The organism is Streptosporangium amethystogenes subsp. fukuiense, from assembly GCF_042665875.1.
GTDB classification, from domain to species: domain Bacteria; phylum Actinomycetota; class Actinomycetes; order Streptosporangiales; family Streptosporangiaceae; genus Streptosporangium; species Streptosporangium fukuiense.
In genome coordinates this window covers 6442850-6456640 of sequence record NZ_JBHTEE010000001.1, presented here as the reverse complement: position 1 = coordinate 6456640, position 13791 = coordinate 6442850, and the positions used below count along the sequence as shown (strand labels likewise).

The following is a 13791-nucleotide window of genomic DNA, read 5'->3' as shown; positions in this document are numbered from 1 at the left end:
GTTGACCTCTCCCCGGCGACCGAACTCAGTGCCGAACCTGGAAGCGAACCCAGAGCCGAATCCGGGGCCGAATTCCTGTGAGGTGGCCGCGCCATGAGCTGGCTCCTGATCGCACTTCTCGGCGTGCCGCTCGCCGGAGCAGGCGTGCTGCTCGTGCCGTCCGGGGCGGATACGGCGGCAAGGGAGCGGCTGCTCAGGGTGCACGGGCCGGCCGTCTCCGGGGTCACCTTCGCACTGTCGGTGGTGCTGGCCGCCGCGTTCGACCACGGTGACGCCGCCCGCGTGCAGTTCGTGACCGACCTGGCCTGGATCCCCGGCCTGGACCTTAGGTTCCACCTCGGCGTGGACGGGATCTCACTGCCGCTGGTCGTGCTGACCACGCTGCTGACCTTTCTCTGCTTCGTCTACCTGTGCCGGGGCCGCGCCGACGGCCCCGGGCAGTTACTGAGCCCCGGACGCGGCGGTGACCGGCCACGGGCACTGGTGTTCACGCTGCTCGTCCTCGAAGTGGGCATGATCGGCACGTTCCTCGCGCTCGACCTGCTGCTGTTCTTCGTGTTCTTCGAGGTCGTCCTCATCCCGATGTACTTCGTGATCGCCCTCTGGGGAGGACGTGCCCGCCGGGCGGCGGCGATCAAGTTCATCCTCTACACCCTGCTGGGCTCGGTGGTCCTGCTGCTCGGCCTACTGATCATCTGGTCGCAGACCGGCACTCTGGACATGACCGCTCTGGCCCAGGCGCGGGGGACGGGCATGTCCCGCTCGGTGCAGATCATCGCCTTCCTGGCCGTCGGCATCGGTCTCGCGGTCAAAACCCCGATGTGGCCGCTGCACACCTGGCTGCCCGACGCCCACACCGAGGCGCCCACCGTCGGCTCGGTGCTCCTGGCGGGGGTGCTGCTCAAGATGGGCACCTACGGTTTCGCCAGAATCGCGATCCCGGTCCTGCCCGACGGGGCCGCCGCCGTGGCCCCCTGGCTCGGAGCCTTCGCGGTGGTCGGCATCATCTACGGCTCGTTGGCCTGCCTCGCCCAGCGCGACCTCAAAAGGATGATCGCCTACTCCTCGGTCGGTCACATGGGTTTCGTGCTCCTCGGGTTCGCCACGCTGACCCCCGTCGGGATCAACGGCGCGCTGTTCGGCAACATCGCCCACGGCCTGATCACCGCCCTGCTGTTCTTCGTCGCGGGGGCGATCAAGGAGCGCTACGGCACCTCGGACATGCCCGCCCTCGGTGGCGGCATGCTGACCCGCCTTCCCCACCTCGGTTCCCTGCTCACCTTCGCCTGTGTCGCCTCACTCGGGTTGCCGGGGCTGGCGGGTTTCTGGGGTGAGATGCTGGCCCTCCTCGGCGCCTTCGAACCGGCCACGGGCCTGTCCGGCTCCCTCTACCTGGTCTTCATGGCCCTCGGAGGTCTCGGCACCGTGCTGACCGCCGCCTACTTCCTGCTCATGCTCTCCCGCGTCACCCACGGCCGGAGTACCGAGACCGTCCACGTCCCGCTCCTCGCCGCGGCCACCCCGGACGCTCTCCCCTCCACGGGCCCGACCGGATCCGAGGACGACGCCCTCGGATCCAGGGCGGGCGGGGCGGAGGACCTCCCCGCGGCCGCGACGGCCGCGGCCGGCGGAGGCACGCACCCGCCGGGAGCGGCGAGCGCGGGCAGGCCGCGGATGCCCGACGTCATGGGCCACGAACTGGCCGCCTGGGTGCCGCTGATCGCGCTGATCCTGCTGTTCGGGCTCTGGCCCAAGGCGCTCCTCCTGCTCACCGATCCGGTGGTCCGAACCCTGGTGGGGGCACCGTGATCCAGTCGATCGACTACTACGCGGTCGCGCCGCCGCTGATCCTCGCCCTCACCGCCGGGCTGGTGCTGCTCCTGGACGCCTTCCTGCCCCGCAGGCCGTACGTCCGGCCGGCGCTCGGCGCGGTCACCCTGGCAGGGGTGATCGGTGCCCTGGCGGTGGTGGTCTCGCAGGCACTGCGCACCGGAGACCCGCTGAGGACCTTCTGCGTGCCGGAAGGACTGCTCGGCTCCCCCCACGCGGTGATCGGCGCCATCGCCCCCCTGAGCACCGAACAGACGGCGACCCCGGCCGCCGCGGCGCCGTGCTCGTTCGTGGTCGACGACTTCACCCTGGTCTTCGCGGGACTCGCACTGGCGGCCGGAATCGTCGTGGTGCTGCTCTCGGCGGCAGAGCTCGCCTTCGGGGACATCCCCGTCGGAGAGTGGTACTTCCTGCTGCTCTGCACGCTGGCGGGTGCCGTCGCGCTGCCCGCCTCCCGTGACCTGATCATGCTGGTGGTCGCCCTGGAGCTCGTCTCGCTGCCGGTGTTCGCGCTCACCGCGCTCAGACGCTACGACGGCCGGAGCTCCGAGGCCGCGGTCAAGCTCTTCCTGGTCTCCGTGGTCTCCACGGCGGTGATGCTCTTCGGGGTCTCCCTGCTGTACGGGACGACCGGGACCGTCTACCTCGACCGGATCGCCCAGGCTCTGCAGCAGCGCGTTTTCGGGGCGCCAGGACTGAGACTCGTCCTGGACGGTGCCGACACCGCCTACAGTTCCTCGCTGGAGATCGGCTACGACCTGCCCGCCGTGGTCACCGTGGCGATGGTGCTGGTCCTCGCCGGGTTCGCCTTCAAGATCGCGGCGGTGCCGTTCCACGCGTGGGCGGGCGATGTCTACCAGGGCGCGCCCATTCCCGTCGCGGCCCTGCTCTCCGTCATCTCCAAGGCGGCCGGGTTCGCCGGACTGATCCTCATCCTGCTCGTCGCCCTGGGCGGCCAGGGCGCCGTCTGGGTTCCGCTGATCACGATCATCGCCGCGCTCACCATGACCGTGGGCAACCTCCTGGCCATGCGCCAGCGCCATGCCGTGCGGCTGCTCGCCTGGTCGTCCGTCGCCCAGTCGGGCTACATCCTCGCTCCCCTCGGCACCGGGCGCGGCGAGGCGGTGAACGCTTCGATCGCCTACCTGGTCTTCTACGCGGCGATGAACCTCGGGGCGTTCGCCGTGGTCGCACTGGTGTCGAGGCGTTCCGGCAGGGGGGAGTTGGACGACTACCGGGGCCTGGCGTTCCGGAACCCGGCGGCCGGGCCAGCACTGGCCTTCTTCCTGATCTGCCTGGCGGGCCTGCCCCCGGGGCTGGCCGGGCTCTTCGCCAAGATCGTGGTGTTCCGGGAGCTCCTCGGCGGTGACGGCGGCTGGCTGGCCGTGGTGATGGCGATCAACACGGTCGCGGGCCTCTACTACTACATCGGCTGGGTGGTGCGGATCTTCACCCCGGCCGCCGAGGGCACGGAAACGGCCGGCCACGCCGCCGGTTGGCTGCCCGCCGGTGTGGCGATCGCGGTGGCCGGAATCGTCGCGGTCGTGTTCTCGGTCGCCCCCCAACTGGTCCTCGACCTCGTCCCCGGAGCACTCATCGCCGTGGGCTGAAACACCTGGGAACGTTTGTCCTGGCTGGAAACGTTGTCACAGGTGAATCGGCATCAACCGAAAGGGGGGTGTAGTGCACCACAACGGTCTGCGTACCGCGGTCCTTCTCGGCGCACTGTCCGCGGTGATCATCGCGGTGGGGGCGTGGTTCGGAGGCGGCGCAGGCGTGCAGATCGCGGTTCTGGTCGCGCTGGTGACCAACGGTGCCGCCTATTTCTTCTCCGACCGCATCGCGCTGTCGGCCATGCGCGCCCGGCCGGTGAGTGAGGTCGAGCAGCCGCTGCTCTACCGGATCGTGCGTGAGCTCTCCACAGAGGCACGCCAGCCCATGCCCCGGCTCTACGTCTCGCCGACCATGCAGCCCAACGCCTTCGCGACGGGACGCAACCCTCGTAACGCCGCCGTCTGCGTCACCTACGGGATCACCCAGATACTCGACGAGCGCGAGCTGCGCGGTGTCATCGGGCACGAGCTCTCCCACGTCTACAACCGCGACATCCTGATCTCCTCGGTGGCCGGAGCGCTCGCCACCATGATCACCTATCTGGGCTACGTCGGGCTGTTCTTCGGCGGCGGGGACGACGACGAGGGGCCCGGATTCATCGGCGCACTCCTCATGATCGTGCTGGGCCCGGTCGCGGCCGGGATGATCCAGATGGCCATCTCCCGCTCCCGCGAGTACCAGGCGGACGAGTCGGGCGCTCGGCTGACCGGCGATCCGCTGGCGCTCGCCTCGGCACTGAGAAAGATCGAGATGGGCACCCGCCATCTGCCCCTCCCGGAGAACAGCCGGATCGCCTCCGCCTCCCACCTGATGATCGCCAACCCCTTCCGCGGCGCGGGGATCGGCCGGATGTTCTCCACCCACCCGCCCACCGCCGAGCGCGTCGCCCGCCTGGAGCGCATGGCCGGGTACCGCCGCTGACCCCGCCGGATGAGGCGGGTCAGGGCGTCAGACCGGTGATGATCGGGTTGTGGACGGAGCCGGGCACGGCGAAGCCGCCGATCCGCTCCGTCCGGCCCGACTCCGGGGCGACCCGATACCAGTCGTAGCGAGTGCCTCCCCCTCTCCTCAACCTGCGCGGGGTGACCGTCTGCAGGTCGAGGAGGCCCTTGCCGTTCCAGCGCAGCCTGGTGGAGGTGCTGCCCCGGGGTACCGGGATGGGACCGCGCCTCAGCGCGCTGCCCGCGGACACGTCCCACAGGCCGACCCCCGCGTCACGCGCCGTGAAGTGGGCCACGGTCTTCCCGTCGGGACCGAGCGCGCCTCCCACCGGGACGCGTCCCCACTCGGCGAAGGGCGACATCGAGTAGATCCCCGCCTGGAACGAGTCATCCACCACCAGCACGAACCTCGCGTCGGGACTGAAGCTCCACGGCCGCAGCCCCGGCGGCACCGGAACACTCTCACCGCTGTACGTGTCCAGGATCCGGTGCCCCCACCGGATGCCCAGCACCACGTACCGCCCGCCGGGAGAGAGCTCGATCCGCGCCGCGCGCATGGCGCTCGACCACTTCACGCCGGGCACCGCGCGTATCTCGCCGGTCGCCATCTCCCGTATCACCAGCGCCCCGTCGCCGCGCTGGAAATAGGTGACATATCTGCCGTTGGGCGACAGAGCCAGCGGAGCCCGTTGCCTGTCCCGGGAGAACACCCGGGCGTCGGTGAGGCTGACCACCCTGCCGCCGCGTACCCAGAGCTTCCACGGAGCACAGACGCACCCGTCGAGCCCCGCGTACCGGACCGGAGACCTCGCGCCCCCGGCCCGGGCGGGGACGCCCGTCCCCATGACCACGACGACCACGACGACGCAAACACTCAAGCGGCGGAACAACCCCACTGAGGACCCCCCGAGTCTTCCGGACATTCGGGGGGCGTCCGTTACGTACCGGCTACTGTACGCCTCGGTCAAGGCTGACCAGCGGTGCCGTCGTGGGTGTCATCCGACCTCGGAGAAAGGCCGGAAACCTCATCGGAACAGGGCGAAAGGATCGGCGCTGTCAGGAGTGCTGGGTGACCGGGTCGGTCTCCTCGGAGGAGAGGCCGGGGATGCCGTCGATGCTCTCGCGGTTCTTCTTCGCCCGGTAGGCGCGCCGCTCCTGGACATCCTTGCGGCCCGCCCACTCGTCCAGCAGCGTCCGGTCACTGTCGAAGGACATGAACGGCACGGAGAAGCCGCAGGAGTCGGCGATGCGGTCGCAGTCGACGACGATGATCGATCGCACACCCGGGTGCGGGCCGAAGTTCTTGATCAGTGTGGCGAAGTCGGGACTCTCCGGTACGACGACCCGGCCGGTGCCGTACAGGCGAAGAATGTTGGGAGGGCCGGAGAAGGCGCAGAACATCACTGTGATCCGGCCGTTCTGGCGGAGGTGGGAGATGGTCTCCACCCCGCTGCCGTCCAGGTCCAGGTAGGCGACGGTGGTGTCGTCGAGAACGGCGAAGGTGTCGGCGTATCCCTTGGGGGACATGTTGACGTGACCGCCCTGCTCGGGAGCCGTCGCCACGAAATAGACCGGCTGCGCTCTGATGAACTCGCGCAGCCGGTCATTGATCTTGTCGTGAATTTTCCCCATGAAAGCGAAGATAGTTCGCCGTCACTCGCCGGGCAGCCACCAGACCCACACATTCTTCCTGAGCCTGAAGGAGTCCAGCTTGCGAGTGCTCCCGGTCTCGGCGTTCAGCGTCCGCTTCACGGCGGAGTCCAACTCGCCCTCCTGGTCGCTGCGGCTGGTCCAGAGGGTGAGCGAGCCGGCCGCGTCCCAGGAGAGACGCTGTGCGGTCTCGTCCTTGGGCATGCCGATTCCGATCGCCTCGGAGACGGTGTCAGCGGACAGGTCATAGGTACGCAGGCGGGGCCTGCTCGACTCGCTGGAGATGACCAGGGCCACGGTGTTCCCGTCGTCGGCCAGTGCGACAGGCGCGTTGTTGGACACGATCTGCGGGATGACCTGGCTCGCCGTCCTGTTGCCCTCGGCGTCGAAGACCGTGAACTCGGTGATGTTGTCCTCGGTGAACCGGGAGGTGAGCAGGTATTTCCCGCTGGGGCTGAAACCCATCAGGCTGTTCTTCGGCGGCAGCTTGGCCGTCTCGCCGGTCTTCAGGTTGACGACCAGGGTCGGCAGCCTGTTCGCGGTGTCGTAGTAGTCGACCACGATGGCCGAGCCGTCAGGAGAGAGCGTCGTGTCCACGTCGCTCTGGCCGATCCCCTTGGGCAGGCTCGCGGTACCGCCCGGCAGCGGGCGGACCTTTCCGCTGCTCACTTCACGGACGACGAGTTCGCCGCCCTTGAAGTAGTTCACGAAGCGGCCGTCGTTGCTGACGGAGATCGAGTTGCTGGTGGTCCTGTCCACCTTGCCATCTGCGGACCTGGGGTGGACCTGCGCGCCGGGCAGCTTGACGGTCCTCCCACTGCGCAGGGTCAGCATCCACGAACCGCAGGGGACGCTGCCGTCTCCCCGGGGGCAGCTCTTCAGCCAGGCGTACCTGGCCGGGTTGTCCGGCGTCGCCGCTGCCGGAGTGGCGATCATGCCAGTGGCCGCAACGGCGGCGACTGCGAGTACGGCGAATCCGCGTGAGGGTCTCATCGGTGTTTCCTTCCGTCCCCCTGATAGATGGGGATCCGGCGGGAAAAGTTGCGTGCGGAAGGGTGGACCTGGGCCGGTTCTCGGCCACTGGCATTTCAGGTAACCCGGACCGGGCCTCGCTGCGGAGTCGTCAGGGAACCTCTTCCGGCCGGGTGGCCAGGGCGCGCAGCCGGGCACGGATCCCGGTGCGCGAACGGTCGTACGCCAAGGTGTCGTCGAGCAGCAGCGCGGCCGAGTTCGAATGTCGGCTGGGCCGGGTCGACCTCCGCGTCGAGCCGGCCGAGTTGCTGGGCGTCCCGGACGGTCTGCTCGTACAGGCGCAGCCGGTCGCGGCGTGCCCGGGCCAGCAGATCGGGGATCCGGCCAGGCCGCGCGTCGAACTCCGCACCCGCCTCATGAACATCGCCTCGGCCATCCCCCAGCTTGAGGCGCTCAGGCCCACACCGCTGAGGTTGAACGAGCGGGTGAGCGCGGTCTCCGCCAGGCACGGCGCGCTGGTCGTCGACATGTGGAGCCACCCCGCCTGCGCCGACATCTCGACGTACAGCTCAGACATGATCCATGCTTCGATGCGAGGCCACACCCTGCTCGCCGCGGAGACCATCAGACGCCTGGGCCGTCAGCTCGCCTCGGCCTGAAGGTCTCCGGTCTCGTCCTCGCTGGAACCCGCTGAGCATGGGGCGAGCTTGGCGGCGCGTTTTCGGAAGCAGGAAATCGTTCTGAAGGGTGCGTGCCAGAGCGGGCTCCAGTGCCGTCCATCGCTGGAACCGTCGCGGGCACCCGCTGAGCATGGTCGAGCGACGGTGCGTTTTCGGAGCAGGAAGTCGTTCTGTCGCGATGGACCATCCGATACCGGTGGCTCTGGGCCACTCAAGCCTCGTGATCGCTTTGAACACGTCCGGAGGAGAGTGGCCCGAAGCGCCTGTCGTCGACTCCACTCCCGGCAGCGTGCGTCCGAGAGTGGAGGGCGGTAACCGTGCGAGTCACAGTTCCGCCCGGCCCTCGGTCTACCGGTAGTTGGTGAACTGGAGGGCGACCTCCAGGTCCTTGCCCTTGAGAAGGGCGATGACCTCCTGCAGTTCGTCCCTCTTCTTGGAACTCACCCGCAGCTCATCACCCTGGATCTGGGCCTTGACCCCCTTGGGCCCCTCATCCCGGATGATCTTCGAGATCTTCTTGGCCTGTTCCTGGTCGATGCCCTCCTTGAGGGTGATCAGAAGGCGGTACTCCTTGCCGGACAGCTTGGGCTCGTCCGCGTCAAGAATCTTGAGCGACAGGCCGCGCTTGATCAGCTTGTCCTTGAACACGTCGAGGACCGCGTTGGCGCGCTCCTCGCTGTTGGCCCTGATCTCGACGGCCTTCTGGCCACCCGACCAGGCGATCGTCGCGCCGGTACCCTTGAAGTCGAACCGGTGCCCGACCTCCTTGACCGTCTGGTTCAGCGCGTTGTCGGCCTCCTGATGATCGATCTTGCTAACGATGTCGAACGATGAATCCGCCAAAGCCCAATCCCCTTTGAACTGCTGGAACTATCACTCACTGCCCGGCTTCCGAACATCACGGCCCACGAACCGCGGCGGCGTCCGCGAGCCGGTTCGGTAGACGCGTACGTAACGGATCAGCCTAGCCAGCATCTCCTGTCAATGCTGGGGCGGCAGTGTGTCCCGCCTCGCCCTCAGCGTGTCGTCCAACCCCGCCATCCCGCTCCGTCATCCCACCCCACGGCCGGCTCTCCCTCGGGTCACCCCCGGCCCACCCGCCTCACCCGCCCGGTGCCCGCAGCCGAACCCCCTAGCACGCCCGTATCGCGGTGTCCCTCCTGTCTCTCCCTCCCCGCTCAAGACCGCCGCGAGCGACAACACCCGCCCCAAAAGTCCCAGTGCGCCCATCTATCGGGGGGTGCCTTCCGCGGATGTCACGTCCCCCCTGGAAGTCCGCTATTCTTTTCCTGTCGCCGCGGTACGCGGAGGACGCGGCAGGTTGCCCGAGTGGTCAAAGGGAGCGGTCTGTAAAACCGTCGGCTCAGCCTACGCAGGTTCAAGTCCTGCACCTGCCACACAGGATTTTCCCAGCTCAGAGCCCCGCGAGGGGCTCTTTTGCTTTTCCGGGCCATGCAGCCGTATGCCGCTCTGAGTGGCCCTGTGTCGGTGCTTGAGGCCGTTTTCCCAGGTCGCGCTGGGCTCTCAGAGCGGTTCAGAGGTGAGAGCTAGCCAGTGAAGCCGAAGGAGACGGCTTCTATATCAATGGATCTTCTCAGCAGCCGGCCTCATCGTGTTCCCCATGGAAGAACCAAAGCGCAGGATCCGGGCGGTCTACACCGCATCCACGGTCACCGTCTACCAGGCCTACACTCCAGAGATCGGCCTCCCCGCCGCTCGTTACGGCCGCTTCCCCACCGCCTGGAAGCGAGACCGGATGACGTGGGTCAAACCATCATTCCTGTGGATGATGTACCGATGCGGCTGGGGCACCAAGGAGGGGCAGGAGACCGTCCTAGTGCCGCATCAAGCAACGTTTGCCCTGTTGACGACGGCGCGTAGACGTCGGTCGTCGGCGTGGTGGTTTCGCCAGATGATGTAGCGGCGGATCATGCTGCCTTGTTCTTTGTGGTCGGCGTGGTCGGTGCCGTCGAGGGTGAAGTAGCGCAGGGCGGTGAACTGGGCTTCGATCCGGTTGAGCCAGGAGGAGTTCGTCGGGGTGTAGGCGATCTCGACGTTGTTCGCTGCGGCCCAGGTGCCGACGCGCTGGCATTTCTTCGTGGTCAGGTGCGGGGAGAAGTTGTCGCAGACGATCGCGATCCGCACTGTTGGCGGGTAGAGGGTGCGGAGGTAGCGGCAGAACTCCAGGAACTGGGTGCGCCGCTTGACCGGCTTGATGTGTCCGTAGAGCTTGTCCTTGGCCAGGTCGAGGGCTGCGAATAGATGCCGCACTCCGCCGTAGCGGTTGTAGGTCGCCCGCCGGCGCCGACGCGGTCGCGGGCAGGGTCCTTCTGCTTGCCGCCGCGCTCGGCCCACTGCCGGCCCGGGTGGGGCATCAGATTGAGCGGGCCGAACTCATCCATACAGAAGACGACGTCGGGCTCACCGTCCTCGGGTATGACCTCACCATCGACGATCGCGTAGAGGTGTTCGACGCGGGCCTTCTTGGCTGCGTAGTCCGGATCGCGGGAGGTCTTCCAGGTCTTCAGGCGTTGAAACGAGACGCCTTCCTGGAGGAGCAGGATGCGCAGGCCCTCGTGGCTGATGTCGTCGACCACCCCCTCGGCGACCAGGAAGTCCGCCAGCTTGGTCAGGCTCCAGGTCGAGAACGGCAGGTCGTGCTCGGTCGGCTTCGACTTGGCGATCTTCTTGATCTCGCGCCGCTCGGGCAGCGTGAACGTTCTGGGCCGGCCGCCGGAGTACTTCGGATACAGAGACTCGAAGCCGTCGGTGTTGAAGTTGTGGATCACGTCCCGGACCCGGTCGTCGCTGGTGAACGAGACCTCGGCGATCCGCGCCGCTGGCATGCCCTGAGCGGACAGCAGCACCATCTGGGCCCGCCGCCAGGTCACCACCGACCCGGTGCCCCTGCGGATGATCCGCAGCAGCCGTTCTCCCTCAGCGTCATCAATCTCACGCAAACGCACCGGTGCGGCCATGCCCGCATACTCGCGGGTTTCCCGGACGGCGTTATAGCAGTATGCCCACAAGATACTGAACAGAGCACTCTTATCTGCCTGAAGCGTCACCGAAGGAACACATGGACACCGGCTTCGACAACACCGCCTGGCGCTACGGACCGCTGGCAACCCTGTTCTACGAACTCGACAAGCCGATCGGCACCTCGTTCGGAGACGTCGAGTTCTACGCCGACCGCCTGCGGAACGTGTCCGGCCCCATCCTGGAACCCGCCGTGGGCACCGGCCGAATCCTGATCCCCCTGCTCGAACAGGGACTGACCGTGCGCGGCTACGACACCTCGGTCTCCATGCTGGAACAGTGCCGCGTCAACTGTGCCCAGCGAGGTGTGAAGGCCGATGTCTTCGAGGGCGACATGACCACGCACCACGACCCCGGCGCCTTCGAAGCGATCGTGATCCCCACCGGGTCCTTCGCCCTGCTTCCCGACCGTGAAAGCGCGCAGACCGCACTCACCGTCATGCACGAAAACCTGGCTCCAGCAGGCCGGCTGATCGTCGACATCGAACCGCCGTCCGCGGGCACAGCCCCCGACAACGGACCGGTCCCCCACCAGTGGAGTGGCAGCGATCTCGTCACCCTCACCACCTGGCGCACGCACGTGGACCCGGTGGCCCAGCGCACTACCCGCTGGCTTCGCTACGAAGCCTGGAAGGACGGCACCCTGACACGCACCGAGCTCCAGATTTTCTCCCTGCTGTGGTTCGGGCTGGCCGAGTTCACAGCCATGCTGCACCAGGCGGGCTTCGCAAATGTCAGCGTCCACGGCGGCTACCGAGCAGGTACCGCACCAACAGCCGCAGACGACGTGTGGACCTTCGAGGCCACCCGTACATAGCGCGCCTGCCCTCACCGGCAAGCCGCCCGGGCGAACGTTGCTTGATGCGGCACTAGCCATCGAGATCATCCGCGAGGGGTTCGAGTGGGCCCTGCGCCACTCGTGCTTGTCGCACTATGAGCGCGGGCTTCATCTCGACCAGGCTACCTGGAAGCGGCAGCTGAAGCATGCGCCGGCCCGAGTGCAGTGGGACCCCGAACGCGATCTTCGCCTACAGCCGCTGACCTACCGCTCACTGCAGCTCGGCCTCTCGGGTGAGGGCGCGCGCCGGTACGTAGACGAGTGGATAATCGCCATCACCGACGTGACTCCGCTTGCTCGCGAGATCCACACACTCATGCGCAACGACGAGTCGGATACCGCAGTACGTCTCTTGCCCGAGGAGCGTCCTTACCCCGCCGGGGACGATCTTCTGGCTCACCTACGTCCGTAATCCGCGCATGACTCCTGGACAGGTTCCAGCCGCATCACGGTGTACTGCGCGGCCAGCACAATGGACCACAAGCGGATTTGTCGGCCCTCTCTGCCATGATCACCGCGATACGGCTTCCGTGGAAGGCACAGGGATGAGCAGCGCGACGGCAGCGACCTACGAATGGCTCTACCGGGAATTCACCGATGACGCTGATGAGACCTGGCTCTATGCCACTTTCGTACAGGGCTTGTCCCCTCAGGAGGCACTGCGGCGGATCGGCGTTGCTCCCGGTCCTCTGGACTCTGGATTCGGCGTCGCGGCCTATGCGGCTCGTGGGGGAACCGTCCTGATCGAGTGCGGCTGGGCGGGAGTCATCTACGACATGGCCGGTCCGCTGTCTGTGGGCGCATCCGCAGCCGCAGTTCTTGCGACCATCAAGAATGAGGACTTCGCCTACTGTGTCGATGGTCAGTTGGTCACCACCTTCGATCTGTGCTCCTACTCCCTCCGGGAGGGATCTGATCCTGACCGGCTCCAGGCCGATGTTGAGGACCTCGGCCTGAACGACGGCGACCCGCTCGAATTTCCCGATGATCCCATCTCACGGGCTCTCGCCCTTGCCGAACGCGCCACGGGTGTTCACCTGTCTGCCGCCCGTTACGCCAGCCCTGCCCTGAGCGGGCCCACCGACCACCTTGAGCCCTACCGGTGAAGACCCGCGCGGATGAAGACCCGGAACATATGCGGAATGCCCTCGATGCATCTGGCCGGAGAATCCAGCAAACCACCAGGTCAGAGCGCCGAGCACCCCGCAAGAAGCCCTCCGCTTTTGATCAGGATCAGGGGATCAACGGTCCGGGGCCTCACTCCTCGGCTCTCGCCTACCAGATGCCGGGTTGCGATACGGGGACGTTCTACGACCCAGGTAGCGGGTCGGTTCGTGGTGGGGGGGAGGCGGACGAGAAGATCAGTTCGGACGAGGCATGCACGGTATGCCATATCGACTCCAGGCTGCTCTTCCGCGGATGCGTTGACATCCTCCAGCCGGCCCATTGGCCGGGAAGTCGACCGTGTTTCGTATGGCCAGGACAGGAGCACTCGCATGGGCGTTTTCTATGAGTACTACCGAGCTGCGGATCGTGAGACGGCAGTCGTCCAGCCGGAACATCCCCGTGTGATCGCTGACCCTTCTCGCGGAACTCCCGAGTTCGACGTCGTGGAGACCAAGTGGATCGACCCTCACGTGATCCTGGGGCAGCTTGTGGCGTTCATCGGCGATGTCGACTTCTCCGTGGGTCTGGTCGATACGGTGGCCTTGTACCCGCCACCGGAGGGCGCCCCGCAAAGTGACGAGGAGTGGGATGCCCTGCCGGAAGACTCCCCCTACCTGGACGGTCCGGGTATCGCCGAGTTGCCGGTGAACGCGCGCGACATCCTCGCCGGCGCGGATGACTCACACCTGCCGGCGGTGGCGGAACGCTGGGCGAAGATTGAGGAGTTCTCGCACTTCACCTCGGTTGACGTGGGGTACATGCTGTCTCTGGTCGAGGAGCTTGTCGGACTGGCCCGCCGGGCGAAGAAGGACGATCAGATGCTCTACTGCTGGATGTGCGTATGATCGATACCGCCTGAGCGCGATTGAATCGTCGCGGGTTCGGTGGGGACTTTGATGTCTTGAGAAGATCGACATGCCGGATTGTGCCGTCGGGCGGTTCGCATGGTCGCCGAGGTGCGGCCGGATTACCCCACCGAATGGGCCACGATCAATGCCGTCGCGACCAAGCTCGGCATCGGCGCCGCCGAGACGTCGCGAACCTGGGTCCGCCAGGCGCA

15 protein-coding genes, 1 tRNA gene and 1 pseudogene are annotated in these 13791 nt (G+C 67.0%); 10 read left to right on the top strand and 7 right to left on the bottom strand.

The annotated features are described in order from the left end of the window. Positions 1-93 precede the first annotated feature (93 nt). The 3 genes from ACFQVD_RS28110 (at position 94) to htpX (ending at position 4365) form a co-directional block, all read left to right on the top strand. On the top strand, positions 94-1809 hold the full coding sequence (locus ACFQVD_RS28110) for a complex I subunit 4 family protein (protein WP_343964979.1): 1716 nt from the start codon (positions 94-96) through the stop codon (positions 1807-1809). Next, a complete protein-coding gene (locus ACFQVD_RS28105; RefSeq protein ID WP_343964977.1) occupies positions 1806-3440 on the top strand; it encodes an NADH-quinone oxidoreductase subunit N in 1635 nt (544 codons plus the stop codon). Before ACFQVD_RS28110 ends, ACFQVD_RS28105 begins: the two co-directional genes overlap by 4 nt. Positions 3441-3513: 73 nt before the next feature. Continuing rightward, the gene (htpX, locus tag ACFQVD_RS28100) at positions 3514-4365 is read left to right on the top strand and encodes a zinc metalloprotease HtpX (RefSeq protein ID WP_343964975.1); all 852 of its coding nucleotides are present in this window, start codon (positions 3514-3516) and stop codon (positions 4363-4365) included. A gap of 19 nt (positions 4366-4384) precedes the next feature. Here htpX and ACFQVD_RS28095 read toward each other — a convergent pair whose 3' ends face one another. The 4 genes from ACFQVD_RS28095 to ACFQVD_RS28080 all read right to left on the bottom strand — a co-directional run bounded on the left by ACFQVD_RS28095 (position 4385) and on the right by ACFQVD_RS28080 (position 7516). Further along, a complete protein-coding gene (locus ACFQVD_RS28095) occupies positions 4385-5263 on the bottom strand; it encodes a hypothetical protein (RefSeq protein WP_343964973.1) in 879 nt (292 codons plus the stop codon). A 178-nt stretch (positions 5264-5441) separates the two neighbouring features. After that, the gene (locus ACFQVD_RS28090) at positions 5442-6017 is read right to left on the bottom strand and encodes a pyridoxamine 5'-phosphate oxidase family protein (protein WP_343964970.1); all 576 of its coding nucleotides are present in this window, start codon (positions 6015-6017) and stop codon (positions 5442-5444) included. 21 nt (positions 6018-6038) lie between these two features. Further along, positions 6039-7028 carry a hypothetical protein gene (locus tag ACFQVD_RS28085; protein WP_343964968.1) on the bottom strand — a complete coding sequence of 330 codons (990 nt, stop codon included), beginning with the start codon at positions 7026-7028 and terminating at the stop codon, positions 6039-6041. A gap of 95 nt (positions 7029-7123) precedes the next feature. Further along, complete coding sequence (locus ACFQVD_RS28080) at positions 7124-7516, bottom strand: TetR family transcriptional regulator C-terminal domain-containing protein (RefSeq protein WP_386272466.1); 393 nt, start codon at positions 7514-7516, stop codon at positions 7124-7126. On the opposite strand from ACFQVD_RS28080, the gene ACFQVD_RS28075 reads away from it, so the two are divergent. Continuing rightward, the gene (locus ACFQVD_RS28075; RefSeq protein WP_386272463.1) at positions 7493-7666 is read left to right on the top strand and encodes a hypothetical protein; all 174 of its coding nucleotides are present in this window, start codon (positions 7493-7495) and stop codon (positions 7664-7666) included. The genes ACFQVD_RS28080 and ACFQVD_RS28075 overlap by 24 nt on opposite strands. Before the next feature lie 369 nt (positions 7667-8035). On the opposite strand, the gene ACFQVD_RS28070 is transcribed toward ACFQVD_RS28075, so the two are convergent. After that, positions 8036-8530, bottom strand: a complete 495-nt coding sequence (locus tag ACFQVD_RS28070) for a YajQ family cyclic di-GMP-binding protein (RefSeq protein WP_030925087.1) — start codon at positions 8528-8530, stop codon at positions 8036-8038. 472 nt (positions 8531-9002) lie between these two features. Between ACFQVD_RS28070 and ACFQVD_RS28065 the strand changes: the two genes are divergently transcribed. After that, positions 9003-9084, top strand: a tRNA-Tyr gene (locus ACFQVD_RS28065). 224 nt (positions 9085-9308) lie between these two features. Then, positions 9309-9608, top strand: coding sequence for a DUF4291 family protein (locus tag ACFQVD_RS28060; protein WP_343964963.1), 300 nt, complete (start codon positions 9309-9311; stop codon positions 9606-9608). Here ACFQVD_RS28060 and ACFQVD_RS28055 read toward each other — a convergent pair. Together ACFQVD_RS28055 and ACFQVD_RS28050 are read right to left on the bottom strand one after the other, a co-directional pair. After that, complete coding sequence (locus tag ACFQVD_RS28055; RefSeq protein ID WP_343964961.1) at positions 9533-10042, bottom strand: transposase; 510 nt, start codon at positions 10040-10042, stop codon at positions 9533-9535. The two genes, ACFQVD_RS28060 and ACFQVD_RS28055, sit on opposite strands and share 76 nt — an antisense overlap. 263 nt (positions 10043-10305) lie before the next feature. Then, positions 10306-10533, bottom strand: a pseudogene (locus ACFQVD_RS28050) (helix-turn-helix domain-containing protein); the annotation flags it as partial. Positions 10534-10766: 233 nt separating this feature from the next. Between ACFQVD_RS28050 and ACFQVD_RS28045 the strand changes: the two are divergent. From ACFQVD_RS28045 to ACFQVD_RS28030, 4 genes are all read left to right on the top strand, one after another. Continuing rightward, the gene (locus ACFQVD_RS28045; RefSeq protein WP_179824066.1) at positions 10767-11543 is read left to right on the top strand and encodes a class I SAM-dependent methyltransferase; all 777 of its coding nucleotides are present in this window, start codon (positions 10767-10769) and stop codon (positions 11541-11543) included. Beyond that, a complete protein-coding gene (locus tag ACFQVD_RS28040) occupies positions 11458-11976 on the top strand; it encodes a DUF4291 family protein (RefSeq protein ID WP_343964958.1) in 519 nt (172 codons plus the stop codon). Before ACFQVD_RS28045 ends, ACFQVD_RS28040 begins: the two co-directional genes overlap by 86 nt. Before the next feature lie 133 nt (positions 11977-12109). Next, positions 12110-12670 carry a DUF6461 domain-containing protein gene (locus ACFQVD_RS28035; RefSeq protein WP_343964955.1) on the top strand — a complete coding sequence of 187 codons (561 nt, stop codon included), beginning with the start codon at positions 12110-12112 and terminating at the stop codon, positions 12668-12670. Positions 12671-13060: 390 nt separating this feature from the next. After that, the gene (locus tag ACFQVD_RS28030; protein WP_343964953.1) at positions 13061-13576 is read left to right on the top strand and encodes a hypothetical protein; all 516 of its coding nucleotides are present in this window, start codon (positions 13061-13063) and stop codon (positions 13574-13576) included. The last annotated feature ends 215 nt before the right edge of the window (positions 13577-13791 follow it).